Origin of the sequence: Streptomyces sp. NPDC088812 (assembly GCF_044750285.1) — a bacterium.
In the GTDB taxonomy this organism is placed as follows: domain Bacteria; phylum Actinomycetota; class Actinomycetes; order Streptomycetales; family Streptomycetaceae; genus Streptomyces.
Genome location: NZ_JBIVJP010000011.1, coordinates 123630 through 137033 on the forward strand (window position 1 = coordinate 123630; position 13404 = coordinate 137033).

Here is a 13404-nt window from a genome sequence, read left to right on the forward strand (position 1 = left end):
GGGCGGGCACCGCGCAGGACCCAGCGGTGGTGACACGTACGGGCGCCTGCGCGTCGGGCGCGCCGCACACGCGCCCTGAGCCCCGGATGAGGGGTGTAAAGAACCTTCTTACCGGACGGACAGCACCGACGACGAGTCCAATCCGTGCAAGGTCACATGCCGGTTCTTGCAGGACCCCCACAGCCCTCTCGCGCTGTCATATGCCAGTGACATGACTCATGGTCGCGGGGAGGGGGATTTCCCGGCCGAACCCTTGACACGGGCGCCGCAGGACTCCCACAGCGCACCACGGTCGGCCACATGGCGAGATATACCGGAGATCTTGCGGCCGGACGGATGGATTCCAGAAGAAGGTGCGGCCTCACCCGGTCGTGTTGCACCGGACTGGTGCGGTTCGGGGGTCGCCCGTTATCCGATTTTGACATGGGCGGCCCCCTGAATGGCGTCGTCCGAATGGCAAGATGCCGTAATCGCACGAGGTCGCGACACCCAAAGGTGTGTGTTCTCGTCGACCCATCGGCATCTCCACCCACCCGCCGGAGGCACTGACCATGACCGCACGCTCCATCCGCCGTTCCACCGCCGCGCACACCCGGCTAGCCGCGGTCGGTTCCCTCGCGGTCGCGGGCGCCCTGCTGCTCACCGGCTGCGGTGACCAGACCGATGGCGGGAGCTCCTCCGAGGCGTCGACCAGCGGGAACGCCGCGCCGCTCTTCTCGAAGCTGCCTGCCGAGATCCAGAAGGCGGGCGTCATCAAGGTCGGCACCAACGCCGAGTACGCCCCCATGGAGTACCAGGAGAGCGGGAAGATCGTCGGTGTCGACCCCGACATCGCCGCCGCGCTGGGCGAGAAGCTGGGCGTGGAGTTCACGTTCACCTCCGGTTCCTTCGACGGCCTGATCACCTCCCTGAACTCCGGCCGCTACGACATCGCGATGTCGTCCATCACGGACAACAAGGCGCGCCAGGAGGGCCTGGACGACAGCGGCAAGAAGCTCGGACCGGGTGTCGACTTCGTCGACTACTTCTCGGCCGGCACCGCCGTGTACGTCCAGAAGGGCAATCCGAAGAACATCGGCTCGATCGAGGACCTCTGCGGCCAGACGGCCGCCGTGCAGCGCGGCACGACGTACGAGGAGGCCCTGCAGAAGCAGTCGAAGGCCTGTACCGACGGCGGCAAGAAGAAGATCACGATCGAGTCGTTCGAGAACGACACCGAGGCCCAGACCCGGGTCAAGTCGGGCGGCGCCGTCGCCGGCGTCAACGACTACCCGGTCGCGGTCGACCTGGCCCGCAAGGCCGACGGCGGCAAGGCCTTCGAGGTCGTCGGCGAGCAGGTCGACGCCGGCCCGTTCGGCATCGCCGTGAACAAGGACAACAAGCAGCTCACCGCCGCGCTGGAGGCGGCCGTCAACGCGATCATCGAGGACGGCACGTACCAGGAGGTCCTGGAGAAGTGGGGCGCCGAGAGCGGCGCCATCGACAAGGCCGCGATCAACGGCGGCAAGTGACCGTCCGGGCAGCACTGAAGGGCAGTCACCGTGACTGACAAGTTCGACAAGACACCGGCGGGCGGACGGCCGACGGCCGGCGTCACCAAGGAGAGCGGGACCGTCCCGCCCGAGGCGATCAAGGCCATCCCGGTCCGCCACTACGGCCGCTACGTGAGCGCCGTCGTGGTCCTGGCGCTGGTGGCCCTGCTGGTCAACGCCTTCGCCACGGCCGAGAAGATCCAGTGGGCCGCGGTCGGCGACAAGCTGTTCGACTCCACGGTCCTCGCGGGCGCCGGCCGCACCCTGCTGATCAGCGTCCTGGCGATGGTGGTCGGCGTGGTCCTCGGCGTCGTGCTGGCCGTGATGCGGCTGTCCAAGAACCCGGTGACGAGCTGGGTGGCCTGGGTCTACATCTGGTTCTTCCGCGGTACGCCGGTCTACGTCCAGCTGCTGCTGTGGTTCAACCTGGCGCTGATCTTCCCCCTCCTGAATCTCGGTCCGATCTACAAGGACGAGATGACGGACGTCATGACGCCGTTCATGTGCGCCCTGCTGGGCCTCGGCCTGAACGAGGCCGCGTACATGGCGGAGATCTGCCGCGCCGGTCTGATGGCCGTCGACGAGGGCCAGACGGAGGCCGCGCACGCGCTCGGCATGAGCCACGGCAAGACGCTGCGCAGGATCGTCATCCCGCAGGCGATGCGGGTGATCGTGCCGCCGACGGGCAACGAGTTCATCAACATGCTGAAGACCTCGTCGCTGGTGTACGCGGTGACGTACAACGAGCTGCTGCGGGCCACCTCGACGATCGGCTCCACCTCGTACGCGGTGATGGAGATGCTCTTCGTGGCGTCCCTCTGGTACCTGGTCATGACCAGCGTGTTCAGCGTCTTCCAGTACTACCTGGAGCGCCGCTACGCGCGTGGTTCGTCCCGCAGCCTGCCGGCGACCCCGTGGCAGAAGGTCAAGGCGAACCTGACGTCGCTGACGAGCGGAAGGGCTGGTGCGGCATGACCGCCATGGTGAAGGCCGAGGGCGTCCACAAGTCCTTCGGCGCGGTCGAGGTGCTCAAGGGCATCGACCTGGAGGTGCGCTCCGGCGAGGTGTTCTGCCTCATCGGCCCCTCGGGCTCCGGCAAGAGCACCTTCCTGAGGTGCATCAACCACCTGGAGAAGATCAACGCGGGCCGGCTCTGGGTCGACGGCCATCTGGTCGGCTACCGCCAGAAGGGCGACAAGCTGTACGAGCTCAAGGACAGCGAGGTCGCGCTCCAGCGCCGGGACATCGGCATGGTGTTCCAGCGGTTCAACCTGTTCCCGCACATGACGGCGGTGGAGAACGTCATGGAGGCCCCGGTCCAGGTCAAGGGCGTGAGCAGGGCCGAGGCCAAGGAGCGCGCCCTGCAACTGCTGGACCGGGTCGGCCTGGCCGACCGGTCGCGGAACTACCCCTCGCAGCTGTCCGGCGGCCAGCAGCAGCGGGTGGCCATCGCCCGGGCCCTGGCCATGGACCCGAAGCTGATGCTGTTCGACGAGCCGACCTCGGCCCTCGACCCGGAGCTGGTCGGCGACGTCCTCGACGTCATGCGCGACCTGGCCGAGTCCGGTATGACGATGGTCGTCGTCACCCATGAGATGGGCTTCGCCCGCGAGGTCGGCGACAGCCTGGTCTTCATGGACGGCGGTGTCGTGGTCGAGTCCGGCAACCCGCGCGAGGTCCTGACGAACCCGCAGCACGAGCGGACGCAGGCCTTCCTGTCCAAGGTGCTGTAGCGGACCGCGGTCCGACGCGAGGGGCGGTACGGGTCTCCCGTACCGCCCCTCGCGTGCCCGCCCGCCTGCCCGCCCCGGTCGCCGCGCGTCCTACTTGAGGGCGAGGAGCAGTGTGTCCGACGGCGAGGCCCACACCGGGCGGGCCTCGGCGAACCCCTTCTCCCGCAGCACGCGCGCGTGCCAGGCCGACGAGGGCATCTCGCCGTCGGCGTGCTCGCCGTAGATATCGAAACGGCGGGCGGTGGGCCCGGCGAGGACGGGGTCGGCGGCGGCGAGCTGCCACCACTCGGCCCAGTCGACGGCGCCGGCCGCCCTGGCCCGGTCCATGCGGGCGTGGCGCAGGGCGCGCTCGGCCGCATTGATCCGGGGCGTGGCCTCGTCGATCATGTGGTCCGCGTTCATGAAGACACCGCCGTCGCGGACGAGTTCCGCGATCTGGCCGTAGAGGGCCGCGAGGGGTTCGCTGTGCAGCCAGTGCAGGGCCGTGGCGGTGAGGACGGCATCGTAGGAGTCGTACGGCAGGGCCGCCCGCCAGTGCGGGTCCTTGAGGTCGGCGGTCACCAGGGTGACCCGGTCGTCGCCCGCGAAGGTGCCCCCGGCGATGGCGAGCAGGGCCGGGTCGAGGTCCACGCCGGTGCTGGTGGCGCCGGGGAAGCGGGCGAGCAGCCGGGCGGTGATCGTGCCGGTGCCGCAGGCGAGGTCCAGGACGCGCGGCGCGGTGCCGACGAGCGCCTCGACCATGTCGAGCATGATCCGGAAGCGGTCCTCCCGGTCGGGCATGTACCACTCCTGCTGCCGGTCCCAGCTCTCCTGCCAGGCCCCCCAGTCGGTACCGGTCGTGATGGCCTGCCCGTCCGTCATCGCACCCCTCCGTCACCTCGGCCACGTAATACCCTGGCTGCACAACCGGCCGTTACTCCGTCCGCCTCCCGACCATAGAGCGCCTCCGTAAGGACTACAAGTGGAACTGGCCTATTACTCGGATTACGCCGTGCGCCTCGTCAACAGCGAAGAGCCGGCCCGGGGCAACGACTCGCTGACCTCGGTCGAGGCCGTCCGCGACCTCTTCGGCGCGAACCAGTCGGCGGCCCGCCGCGCCACCGACGCGGACGTCACCCGCTTCCGCTCGGTACGGACCCGGCTGCGCGCGGTCTTCGAGGCGGCCGACGGAGGCGACGAGACCCTCGCCGTGGACCTGCTGAACTCCCTGCTGCTGGAGTTCCCGGTGAGCCCGCAGATCTCCGGGCACGACGTCCGCGACGACGACGGACGCCCGCTGTGGCACATGCACCTCGCCGACCACCCGTCGAACGCGACCGCCGGGTACGCGGCCATCGCCGCGATGGGCCTGGCGTTCCACCTGACGGAGTACGGCGTGGACCGCCTCGGCCTGTGCGAGGCCGCGCCCTGCCGCAACGCCTACCTCGACACCTCCACGAACCGCTCCCGGCGCTACTGCTCCGACCGCTGCGCCACCCGCGCCAACGTGGCGGCCTACCGCGCCCGCAAACGCCTGGAGGCCGACCGGTCGGCCAGCACCGGCCTGGCCGCCGACAGCGCCCAGCGCAGCACCGCGAGCGGCGAGCGCTGATCCCGCTTCAGCGGCCGGTAGCGGAACCGCACCGTGCCGAGGATCAGCTCGTCGGGCACGGTCCCGTAGTCGGTGCTGTCGCCTCCCGCGTACGCGTTGTCCCCGAGCACCCACCAGCCGCCCTCGCGGCGCTCGGCGGCCCGTTTGACGACCAGCAGGTCCTGCTGGAAGGGGTGCCGCAGCACGACGACGTCCCCGGGCCTGACCCGCGCGCCGTACCTCACCACCAGCTGGTCCCCGTGGTGCAGCGTGGGCACCATGGACGGGCCGGTCACCTCGGCCAGCCCGAAGGGCGCGGCCGCCCTCCCCCGCTCGGTCTCCTGCGACGGCTCCGGCATCGCCGACACCTCCCCTGGTCCGTTCCTCCACCAGTCTCAGTCTGACCCCGGACTTTTGTCCTAAGCCCATGGGGGCACTCGCGAAAACCCGTCTCGCAGGGAGTAATGTCCCACCTGAGAAGACGATCACGAGGAAGGAATGCTCCATGCTTTCCCGCCTGTTTGCCCCCAAGGTCACGGTCAGCGCCCACTGCGACCTGCCCTGCGGCGTGTACGACCCGGCCCAGGCCCGCATCGAGGCGGAGTCGGTGAAGGCCGTGCAGGAGAAGATGGCCGCCAACGACGACCCGCACTTCCAGGCTCGCGCCACCGTCATCAAGGAGCAGCGCGCCGAGCTGGCGAAGCACCACGTCTCCGTGCTGTGGAGCGACTACTTCAAGCCCCCGCACTTCGAGAAGTACCCGCAGCTGCACCAGCTGGTCAACGACACCCTGAAGGCCCTGTCGGCCGCCAAGGCCTCGACGGACCCGAAGACCGGTGAGAAGGCCCTGGAGCTCATCGCCGAGATCGACAAGATCTTCTGGGAGACCAAGAAGGCCTGACACCCTCAGGCCGTCCCGCGGCCGGCGGTCGGTGCACCACCGCGGGCGGAGGGACATCACGAAGGGGCCCGGTCGGCATCACGACCGGGCCCCTTCGGCATGGAACTGGTGAGGCCGGCCGTGTCGCGCTTGCCGGCGCCTACCATCGCCCCATGAGCATCCCCGTCCCGTGGGCGTACGCCTTCGTCGACCGGCCCGCCGATCACTTCGAGCCGGCCTGCGCGTTCTGGACGGCCGTCACGGCTACCCGCCTGTCCGAACCGCGGGGCGAGCGGGGCGAGTTCGTCACGCTGCTGCCGGAGGGCGCGGACGGGTGCGTGAAAGCGCAGCGGGTCGCCGGGGGCGGGGGTGGAGCGCACCTGGACCTCTGTGTCGAGGACGTGCCCGGCTTCGTCGGTGCCGCGCTGGCGCTCGGCGCCGAGACGGTCGCCCCGCACGACGGCTGGGCCGTCCTGCGCTCTCCCGCCGGTCAGTTGTTCTGCGCGGTCCCCTGGCACGGCGAGTCCGTACGGCCGCCCGTGGTGTCCGGCAGCCGTCTGGACCAGGTGTGCCTGGACGTCCCGCCGTCCGCGTACGCCGGTGAAGTCGCCTTCTGGACGGCCCTGTTGCCGGACTGGACGTCCCGGCCGGGTTCGCTGCCGGAGTTCCACTCCGTCGCGCCGCCCGCCGGACTGCCGGTCCGTCTCCTCCTCCAGCGGCTGGACGACGAACGCCCCCTCTCCGCCCACCTCGACCTGGCCTGCGGCCCGGACATCGACGCGGTCCGCGCCCGGCACGAACGGCTCGGTGCCGTCCTCGTCGCCGCCCACTCCCACTGGACGGTGATGCGCGACCCGGCGGGCGGCCTGTACTGCCTGACCGGGCGGGACCCGGAGACGGGCGGGCTGCCGCGGGCGGCGGCCGACGCCTAACGCGTCTCCGCGTAGGCGCACAGGACCACCGTGTCCGGCGGGATCGACCCGTACAGCCGGCACGGGCCGTCGGTCACCTCGCGCCCCAGGAGCGGTGCGGGTACGTCGGCCCTCTGCCAGCCGCTCGGTCCCGTCGGTGCGGAGGGGTCCTGGAGCCAGAGGGTCAGACCTCCTCCGACGGCCGCCGTCACCGCCCAGACGACCACGGCCCACCGCCATGAGCCGCGGCGCCCACCTGCATCTGTCATGTCCACTCCCTCCCCGCTGTCCGGCATGACACCACGGCGGCCCCTCGGACATGCGTCAGGAGATCGGGGCGGGAGGGATTCCGGCGTCCTCGTCGGGGTCGGTGCGGTCTGCCGAGGTGCCCGAATCCGGGCCTGTGACGGGCTCCTGCTCGGGACCACCGGACCGGCCGGTGACCCCGCGGCCGGGTGGGCCGGGACCGCCGGGGTGCCCGGCGCGGCCGTGATCCGCCGGACGGCCGTACCGCTCCGGATGGTCGTGGCCGTGCAGCTGCGCGCCCCCCTCGACGTAGGCCTCGCAGTCGGGGTTGTGGCAGGGACCCGCGACCCAGCGCGGGACCCAGGCGCCCAGTGTCTTGTGGCGCCGGACGACGGTGTCCACGGGCTGCCCGCAGGCGGGACAGACCTGATGTTCCCTGTCCATGCCACCAGCGTAGGCCGGTCACCGCTGTCGTGCGTGGACACGGGCGAGGACTCCGGCCGGGCAGGGCGACGCACGGGCGGGGAGGGGCGGGAACGGCTGGTCCAGCACGGGTGGGGAGGGGCGGGGCGGGAACGGCCGGTTCGGCGCACGGGCGGGGAGGGGCGGGGCGGGGACGGCCGGGGCGGCCCCGGACGCGCCGAGGCGGGTCCCGCGCCACCGTGGGGTGGGCGGGGCCCGCGGGCCGGGGCCCCGGCGCCGTGCGGGGTCAGGAGCCGCACGGATCGGGGCCCCGGGGTCAGCGGGGCGGCGCCGTCATGTGGTGCGCCGCGTCACGAACTCCGCCAGGGACAGCAGCCCGCCCGCCGACTCGGGCTCCGGGACCGCCCGGGCCAGTTCCGACATCGCCCGGGCCATCCGGTCGGCCGCCTGCTCCAGTGCCCAGGCGCGCCCGCCGGCCCGCTCGACGGCGCGCGTGGTCCGTTCCAGGTCGCCCTGGTCGTAGGGGGCCGTGTACAGCTCGGCCAGTTCCGCGGCGGCCGGGGTGCCGGAGGCGAGCGCGGCGACCACCGGCAGGGACTTCTTGCGGGCCGCGAGATCCGCGCCCGCCGGCTTTCCGGTGTGCCGCGGGTCGCCCCACAGGCCGATCACGTCGTCGATGAACTGGAAGGCGAGTCCGGCCTGACGGCCGAACGCGTCCAACGCCTCGACGTCCGCCTCGGGCGCCCCGGCGTACAGGGCACCGAGGGCGCAGGCGCAGCCGAGCAGCGCGCCCGTCTTGGCCTCGGCCATGGTGAGCACCTCGTCGAGGGTGACCTCGGTGGGGGCCCGTTTCTCCATGGCCGTGTCCGCCTGCTGCCCGGCGCACAGCTCCACCACGCAGGCGGCGAGGCGGGCGACTGCTGCCGCGGACGCCGGGTGGGGGTCCTCGGCCAGCCGTCCGAGGGCCAGTGCCTGCAACGCGTCCCCGGCGAGGATCGCGTCGGCGTCGCCGAACACGGTCCAGGCGGTGGGGCGGTGACGCCGTGTGGTGTCGCGGTCCATGACGTCGTCGTGGAGCAGGGTGAAGTTGTGGATCAGCTCCACCGCCGCGGCGGCCGGTACGGCCGCCGCGCGGGCCACCGGGCCGCCGAGGGCGTCGGCCGCGGTGAGCACGAGCGCCGGGCGGATCGCCTTTCCGGCGTTGCCGGCGGCCGGTGTGCCGTCGGCGTGCTCCCAGCCGAAGTGGTAGCGCGCGATCCGGCGCAGTGCACGGGGCAGGGCGTCGAGGGCGGTGCGCAGGGCGGGGTCGACCGACGCCCGGGCCTCCTCCAGGATCGCCGTCGCCTCCTGCCCGTCGAACGCTCCGGACCCGCTGTCTCCACGGCTTGCGATGGGCTCCCGCCTTCCACCCGTCTCCTCGGAGCACGGCCTGGTCTCCGTCACGAAGTCGGTCATCGGGTCCCCCTCGCAGGGTCCGCGAACGGTGGCGGATGCCCTGCCGCCCGGCGCGTACGCCCAGGACGCACCCGCCCCGGGGGGCGGGGACGCGGCGTCCGGACGGGAGAGGTCACTGCCAGCGGCCGATCTCGACGTTCTCCAGGACGCCCAGCGCGTCCGGTACCAGCACGGCGGCCGAGTAGTAGGCCGTGACCAGGTACTTGATGATGGCCTGTTCGTTGATGCCCATGAACCGCACGGACAGGCTCGGCTCGATCTCGTCGGGGATGCCGGACTGGCGCAGGCCGATCACGCCCTGGTCCTGCTCGCCGAGACGCATGGCGATGATCGAGCTGGTCCGGGCCTCGGTGACCGGGATCTTGTTGCACGGGTAGATCGGTACCCCGCGCCAGGTGGGGATCCGGTTGCCGCCGACGTCGATCGTCTCCGGAACGAGGCCGCGCCGGTTCAGCTCGCGGCCGAACGCGGCGATCGCGCGCGGGTGGGCGAGGAAGAGCTTGGTGCCGCGGCGCCTGCTGAGCAGCTCGTCCATGTCGTCCGGGCTGGGGACCCCGTCGTGCGGCTGGATCCGCTGGTCGTACTCGCAGTTGTGGAGGAGCCCGAAGTCCCGGTTGTTGACCAGTTCGTGCTCCTGGCGCTCCTTCAGCGCCTCGACCGTGAGCCGCAACTGCTGCTCGGTCTGGTTCATCGGCTGGTTGTACAGGTCGGCGACGCGCGTGTGGATGCGCAGCACGGTCTGGGCGATGCTCAGCTCGTACTCGCGGGGCCGGGCGTCGTAGTCGACGAACGTGTGCGGGATGTCCGGCTCGCCGGCGTGGCCGGCGGCGAGGTCGACGGCCTTCTCGCCGTACTTGTTGGTGCGCTGCTGGGGGATCGTGCGCTGCTGGTGGAGGTGCTCGCGCAGGGAGTCCGCGCGTTCCGCGACCTGCTCGAAGTCCTCGCGGGACAGGATCAGCACCGTGCTGGCGGTGTGGGCGCGCGCGGTGTACTCCCAGATGGAGTCGCCGTCGAGCAGCGCCTGGTCGCCGAAATAGGCGCCGTCGGCCAGGACCCCGAGGATCTGGTCGTCGCCGTAGGGGCCGGTGCCGATCTTCTCGACCCTGCCGTGCGCCAGCAGGTAGACCTCCTCGGTCTGGCTGCCGAAGGAGGCGATGACCTCGCCCGCGGCGTACTCCCGCTGGCGGCAGCGGGAGGCCAGCTCCGAGAGCACCTCCTCGTCGCCGTACGAGCGCAGTACGGGCAGTTCGCCCAGCTCGGCGGGGATGACCTCGACACGGTCGCCGGTCTTGACGAACGTGATGCGGCCGTCTCCGACCGCGTACGTCAGCCGCCGGTTCACCCGGTACGTGCCGCCCTGCACATCCACCCAAGGCAGCGTCCGCAGCAGCCAGCGGGAGCTGATCTCCTGCATCTGCGGCACGGACTTGGTCGTGGTGGCCAGGTTCCGCGCGGCCGCGGTGCCGAGACTCTGCTGCGGCTTGACCTGCGTGGTGCGGACCTCTTCGCCTACCGACATAGAGAAATGCCCTCCCGATCATGCACAGGCGCCGAAATGCGCCGATGCATTTGTTTCGGGGACAACCCTTCCATCGCTCAGAGTGCTCGTGCTATTACACGAAAGAGGGGGAATGGATCAACGGCTGACGGGGCACAGCGCGTTTTTCGCGCACCGAACGGTGTTCGACAATGGGCGGGTGACCGACCCCGCCGCCGCCCTGCGCCCCCGGCTGCCCTCCCCCCTGCACGAGGTGTCCGACGACCGGTTCACCCGGCACGGCGTACGGCTGCTGCTCAAGCGGGACGATCTGATCCACCCGGAGCTGGTCGGCAACAAGTGGCGCAAGCTCGCGCCGAACCTGGAGGCGGCGGCGGGCCGGACGGTCGTCACCTTCGGCGGCGCCTACTCCAACCACCTGCGGGCCACGGCCGCCGCCGGCCGGCTGCTGGGCCTGCCCACCGTCGGCGTCGTACGCGGCGACGAGCTCGTGGACCGGCCGCTGAACCCCTCCCTCGCCCGCTGCGCGGCCGACGGCATGCGGCTGCACTTCGTCGACCGCTCGGCCTACCGCCGCAAGACCGACCCCGACACCCTCGCCGCCGTCCTGCGCGCGGCCGGCGCCGAGGACGCGTACGTCGTCCCCGAGGGCGGCAGCAACGCGGTGGCGGTCCGCGGCTGCCGGGCGCTGGGCGAGGAGCTCACGGGCCACGCCGACGTCGTCGCCGTCGCGTGCGGCACGGGCGGCACCCTCGCGGGCCTGGCCGCCGGCCTCGCCCCCGGCACGCGCGCCCTGGGCGTGCCGGTCCTCAGGGGCGGCTTCCTCGGTGACGAGGTCCGGGCGCTGCAGACGGCGGCCTTCGGCGGTCCCCGGGGGGACTGGCGCCTGGACGACCGCTTCCACTTCGGCGGCTATGCCCGCACCGGCCCCGCCCTCGACGCCTTCGCCGAGGACTTCGGCAGCCGCCACGGCCTGCCGGTCGAACGTCTCTATGTCGCCAAGTTGCTCTACGGACTTGTCGTCCTCGCCGGGGAGGGCGCCTTCGCGCGGGGCACCCGGCTCGTGGCCGTGGTGACGGGGGCGCCGTTCGACGGCTGACCGTGGCGGCCGGCGCGCCTACTCCGCCTCCCGGTGGGCGGCCGCCTCCTCCAGGTCCAGTCGGCGCAGCAGCGCGCGGAGCATCTCGTCGTCGATGTAGCGGCCGTCGCGGAGGCGGACGAAGACCTCGCGTTCGGCGCTGATCATCTCGCGGGCCAGGCGGCGGTAGGTGTCGTCGACGGTCTCGCCGGTGACCATGTTGACCTGGCCGAGGCGTTCCCAGACGGCGTTGCGGCGGCGTTCCAGGACGGTGCGCAGGCGGTCGGCGAGGGGCTGCGGCAGGGCGTTGCGCTCGTCGGCGAGGAGGGCGTCCAGGCGTTCCTCGGCGATCCGGGAGGCCTGCGCCTGGGCGTTGGCCTCGGCGAGCGTCGCGGCCTGCGGGTCGCGGACGGGGAACTTCAGCAGCCGGATCAGCGGGGGCAGGGTCAGGCCCTGCACGACCAGGGTGGCGATGACCGTGGTGAAGGTCAGGAAGAGGATGAGGTCGCGGTACGGGAAGGGTTCCTCGCCGTGGTCGACGGTGAGCGGGATGGAGAAGGCGATGGCGAGCGACACCACGCCCCGCATACCGGCCCAGGCGATGACGATCGGGCCGCGCCAGGTCGGGTTCTCCTCGCGCGCGCGGATGCGCGCCGACAGCAGCCGCGGCAGGAAGGTCGCCGGATACACCCACAGGAAGCGGCACGCGACGACCACCAGGAAGAGGGCGACCGCGTACCAGGCGGCGTCCATGCCCTCGTAGGCGCGGAGGCCCTTCAGGACGACCGGCAGTTGCAGGCCGATCAGGGCGAAGACCGCCGACTCCAGGATGAAGGCGACCATCTTCCACACGGCCTCCTCCTGGAGGCGGGTGGCGAAGTCGACCTCCCACGCGCGGTGGCCGAGGTAGAGGGCGACGACGACCACGGCGATGACGCCGGAGGCGTGGAACTGCTCGGCGGCCGCGTAGGCGACGAAGGGAATGAGGAGGGACAGGGTGTTCTGCAGGAGCGGTTCCTTCAGGCGGGTGCGCAGCCAGTGCAGCGGGGCCATCAGGATCAGGCCGACGGTGGTGCCGCCGACCGCGGCCACCAGGAACTCCTCGATGCCGCCGGCCCAGGACACGCCCTCGCCGACGACGACGGCGAGGGCCACCTTGTAGGCGGTGATCGCGGTGGCGTCGTTCAGCAGGGACTCGCCCTGGAGGATGGTGGTGATCCTGGACGGCAGGCCCAGCCGGCGCGCCACCGCCGTCGCCGCGACCGCGTCCGGCGGCGCCACCACCGCGCCCAGCACCAGCGCCGCGGTCAGCGGCAGGCCGGGCACGAGCAGGTGGGCGGCCCAGCCGACGACGACCGTCGCGAAGAGCACGTACCCGACCGACAGCAGCGCCACGGGCCGCGCCTGCGCGCGCAGGTCGAGGTAGGAGCTGTCGGTCGCCGAGGTGTACAGCAGCGGCGGCAGCAGGAGGGGGAGGACGATCTCGGGGTCGAGGGCGTAGTCGGGGACTCCCGGGACGTACGACACGGCCAGGCCGACGCCGACCAGGAGCAGCGGTGCGGGCACCGGGGTGCGCCGGGCCGCCGCGGCGATCGCCGTACTGCCCGCCACCAGCAACAGCAGTGGCATCACGTCCATGTCCCGCCCACCCTCGTTTTTCCGCGCGGGCGTCCGCACGCCCGTCGTAATCTGGCAATCATGAAACAGTGCACGCACGCCGACGCGCTGCCGCACCCCGATCCGGTTCCGCTCAGCGAGACCTGTACGGAGTGCCTGCGGGACGGCACCCACCCGGTGCAGTTGCGGCTGTGTCTGACGTGCGGCCACGTGGGCTGCTGCGACTCCTCGCCGGGCCGCCACGCCACGGGGCACCACAAGGACTCCGGCCACCCGGTCATGCGGACCTTCGAACCCGGCGAGGACTGGCGCTGGTGTTTCGTCGACCATGTCCTCGTCTGAGGGGCGCCCGGGACGGTCCGGCCGTCCGGCGGGTACGGTTCGGGCATCGGACGCCTGGGTACGTCAACCCGGCGCACCCTCATCCCTTTTGGGTCCGCAGACCCCCTAGACACGGAGCG

At 71.8% G+C, this 13404-nt stretch carries 15 protein-coding genes; 8 read left to right on the forward strand and 7 right to left on the reverse strand.

Translation table 11 applies throughout. From position 1 onward, the window contains the following. Positions 1 to 551: 551 nt before the first annotated feature. From ACIP67_RS20670 to ACIP67_RS20680, 3 genes are read left to right on the forward strand one after another with little or no spacing between them, the layout of a single operon-like run. Positions 552 to 1511 (forward strand): ABC transporter substrate-binding protein, encoded by a 960-nt coding sequence (locus tag ACIP67_RS20670; RefSeq protein ID WP_401693414.1) that lies wholly within the window; start codon positions 552 to 554, stop codon positions 1509 to 1511. Between the two features lie 30 nt (positions 1512 to 1541). After that, positions 1542 to 2507 carry an amino acid ABC transporter permease gene (locus ACIP67_RS20675; RefSeq protein ID WP_401693416.1) on the forward strand — a complete coding sequence of 322 codons (966 nt, stop codon included), beginning with the start codon at positions 1542 to 1544 and terminating at the stop codon, positions 2505 to 2507. Further along, positions 2504 to 3265, forward strand: coding sequence for an amino acid ABC transporter ATP-binding protein (locus ACIP67_RS20680; protein ID WP_401693418.1), 762 nt, complete (start codon positions 2504 to 2506; stop codon positions 3263 to 3265). The genes ACIP67_RS20675 and ACIP67_RS20680 overlap by 4 nt, the downstream gene beginning before the upstream one ends. A 90-nt stretch (positions 3266 to 3355) precedes the next feature. On the opposite strand, the gene ACIP67_RS20685 is transcribed toward ACIP67_RS20680, so the two are convergent. After that, positions 3356 to 4126, reverse strand: a complete 771-nt coding sequence (locus tag ACIP67_RS20685; RefSeq protein ID WP_401693419.1) for a class I SAM-dependent methyltransferase — start codon at positions 4124 to 4126, stop codon at positions 3356 to 3358. A gap of 100 nt (positions 4127 to 4226) precedes the next feature. On the opposite strand from ACIP67_RS20685, the gene ACIP67_RS20690 reads away from it, so the two are divergent. After that, positions 4227 to 4856: a CGNR zinc finger domain-containing protein gene (locus ACIP67_RS20690; RefSeq protein WP_401693421.1), complete on the forward strand. Its 630-nt coding sequence runs from the start codon at positions 4227 to 4229 to the stop codon at positions 4854 to 4856. Here ACIP67_RS20690 and sodX read toward each other — a convergent pair. After that, a complete protein-coding gene (gene sodX / locus ACIP67_RS20695; protein ID WP_401693422.1) occupies positions 4760 to 5194 on the reverse strand; it encodes a nickel-type superoxide dismutase maturation protease in 435 nt (144 codons plus the stop codon). The genes ACIP67_RS20690 and sodX overlap by 97 nt on opposite strands. A gap of 146 nt (positions 5195 to 5340) precedes the next feature. Here sodX and sodN point away from each other — a divergent pair, with 146 nt between their 5' ends. Both sodN and ACIP67_RS20705 read left to right on the forward strand, forming a co-directional pair. Beyond that, positions 5341 to 5736, forward strand: a complete 396-nt coding sequence (gene sodN / locus ACIP67_RS20700; protein ID WP_385061796.1) for a superoxide dismutase, Ni — start codon at positions 5341 to 5343, stop codon at positions 5734 to 5736. Positions 5737 to 5888: 152 nt separating this feature from the next. Next, the gene (locus ACIP67_RS20705) at positions 5889 to 6647 is read left to right on the forward strand and encodes a VOC family protein (protein ID WP_401693423.1); all 759 of its coding nucleotides are present in this window, start codon (positions 5889 to 5891) and stop codon (positions 6645 to 6647) included. On the opposite strand, the gene ACIP67_RS20710 is transcribed toward ACIP67_RS20705, so the two are convergent. From ACIP67_RS20710 to ACIP67_RS20725, 4 genes are all read right to left on the reverse strand, one after another. Continuing rightward, positions 6644 to 6895 (reverse strand): hypothetical protein, encoded by a 252-nt coding sequence (locus ACIP67_RS20710; RefSeq protein WP_401693425.1) that lies wholly within the window; start codon positions 6893 to 6895, stop codon positions 6644 to 6646. The two genes, ACIP67_RS20705 and ACIP67_RS20710, sit on opposite strands and share 4 nt — an antisense overlap. Positions 6896 to 6950: 55 nt before the next feature. Further along, a complete protein-coding gene (locus tag ACIP67_RS20715) occupies positions 6951 to 7316 on the reverse strand; it encodes a hypothetical protein (RefSeq protein WP_401693426.1) in 366 nt (121 codons plus the stop codon). 312 nt (positions 7317 to 7628) lie between these two features. Continuing rightward, on the reverse strand, positions 7629 to 8750 hold the full coding sequence (locus tag ACIP67_RS20720; RefSeq protein ID WP_401693427.1) for a family 2 encapsulin nanocompartment cargo protein polyprenyl transferase: 1122 nt from the start codon (positions 8748 to 8750) through the stop codon (positions 7629 to 7631). Between the two features lie 112 nt (positions 8751 to 8862). Further along, entirely contained in the window at positions 8863 to 10269 is a 1407-nt protein-coding gene (locus ACIP67_RS20725; protein ID WP_401693428.1) for a family 2B encapsulin nanocompartment shell protein, read from the reverse strand. 178 nt (positions 10270 to 10447) lie between these two features. On the opposite strand from ACIP67_RS20725, the gene ACIP67_RS20730 reads away from it, so the two are divergent. After that, a complete protein-coding gene (locus ACIP67_RS20730) occupies positions 10448 to 11347 on the forward strand; it encodes a 1-aminocyclopropane-1-carboxylate deaminase/D-cysteine desulfhydrase (RefSeq protein WP_401693430.1) in 900 nt (299 codons plus the stop codon). Between the two features lie 18 nt (positions 11348 to 11365). Here ACIP67_RS20730 and ACIP67_RS20735 read toward each other — a convergent pair whose 3' ends face one another. Next, positions 11366 to 12964, reverse strand: a complete 1599-nt coding sequence (locus tag ACIP67_RS20735) for a Na+/H+ antiporter (protein ID WP_401693432.1) — start codon at positions 12962 to 12964, stop codon at positions 11366 to 11368. 60 nt (positions 12965 to 13024) lie between these two features. Here ACIP67_RS20735 and ACIP67_RS20740 point away from each other — a divergent pair, with 60 nt between their 5' ends. Next, positions 13025 to 13285 carry a UBP-type zinc finger domain-containing protein gene (locus tag ACIP67_RS20740; protein ID WP_389514110.1) on the forward strand — a complete coding sequence of 87 codons (261 nt, stop codon included), beginning with the start codon at positions 13025 to 13027 and terminating at the stop codon, positions 13283 to 13285. Positions 13286 to 13404: the final 119 nt, after the last annotated feature.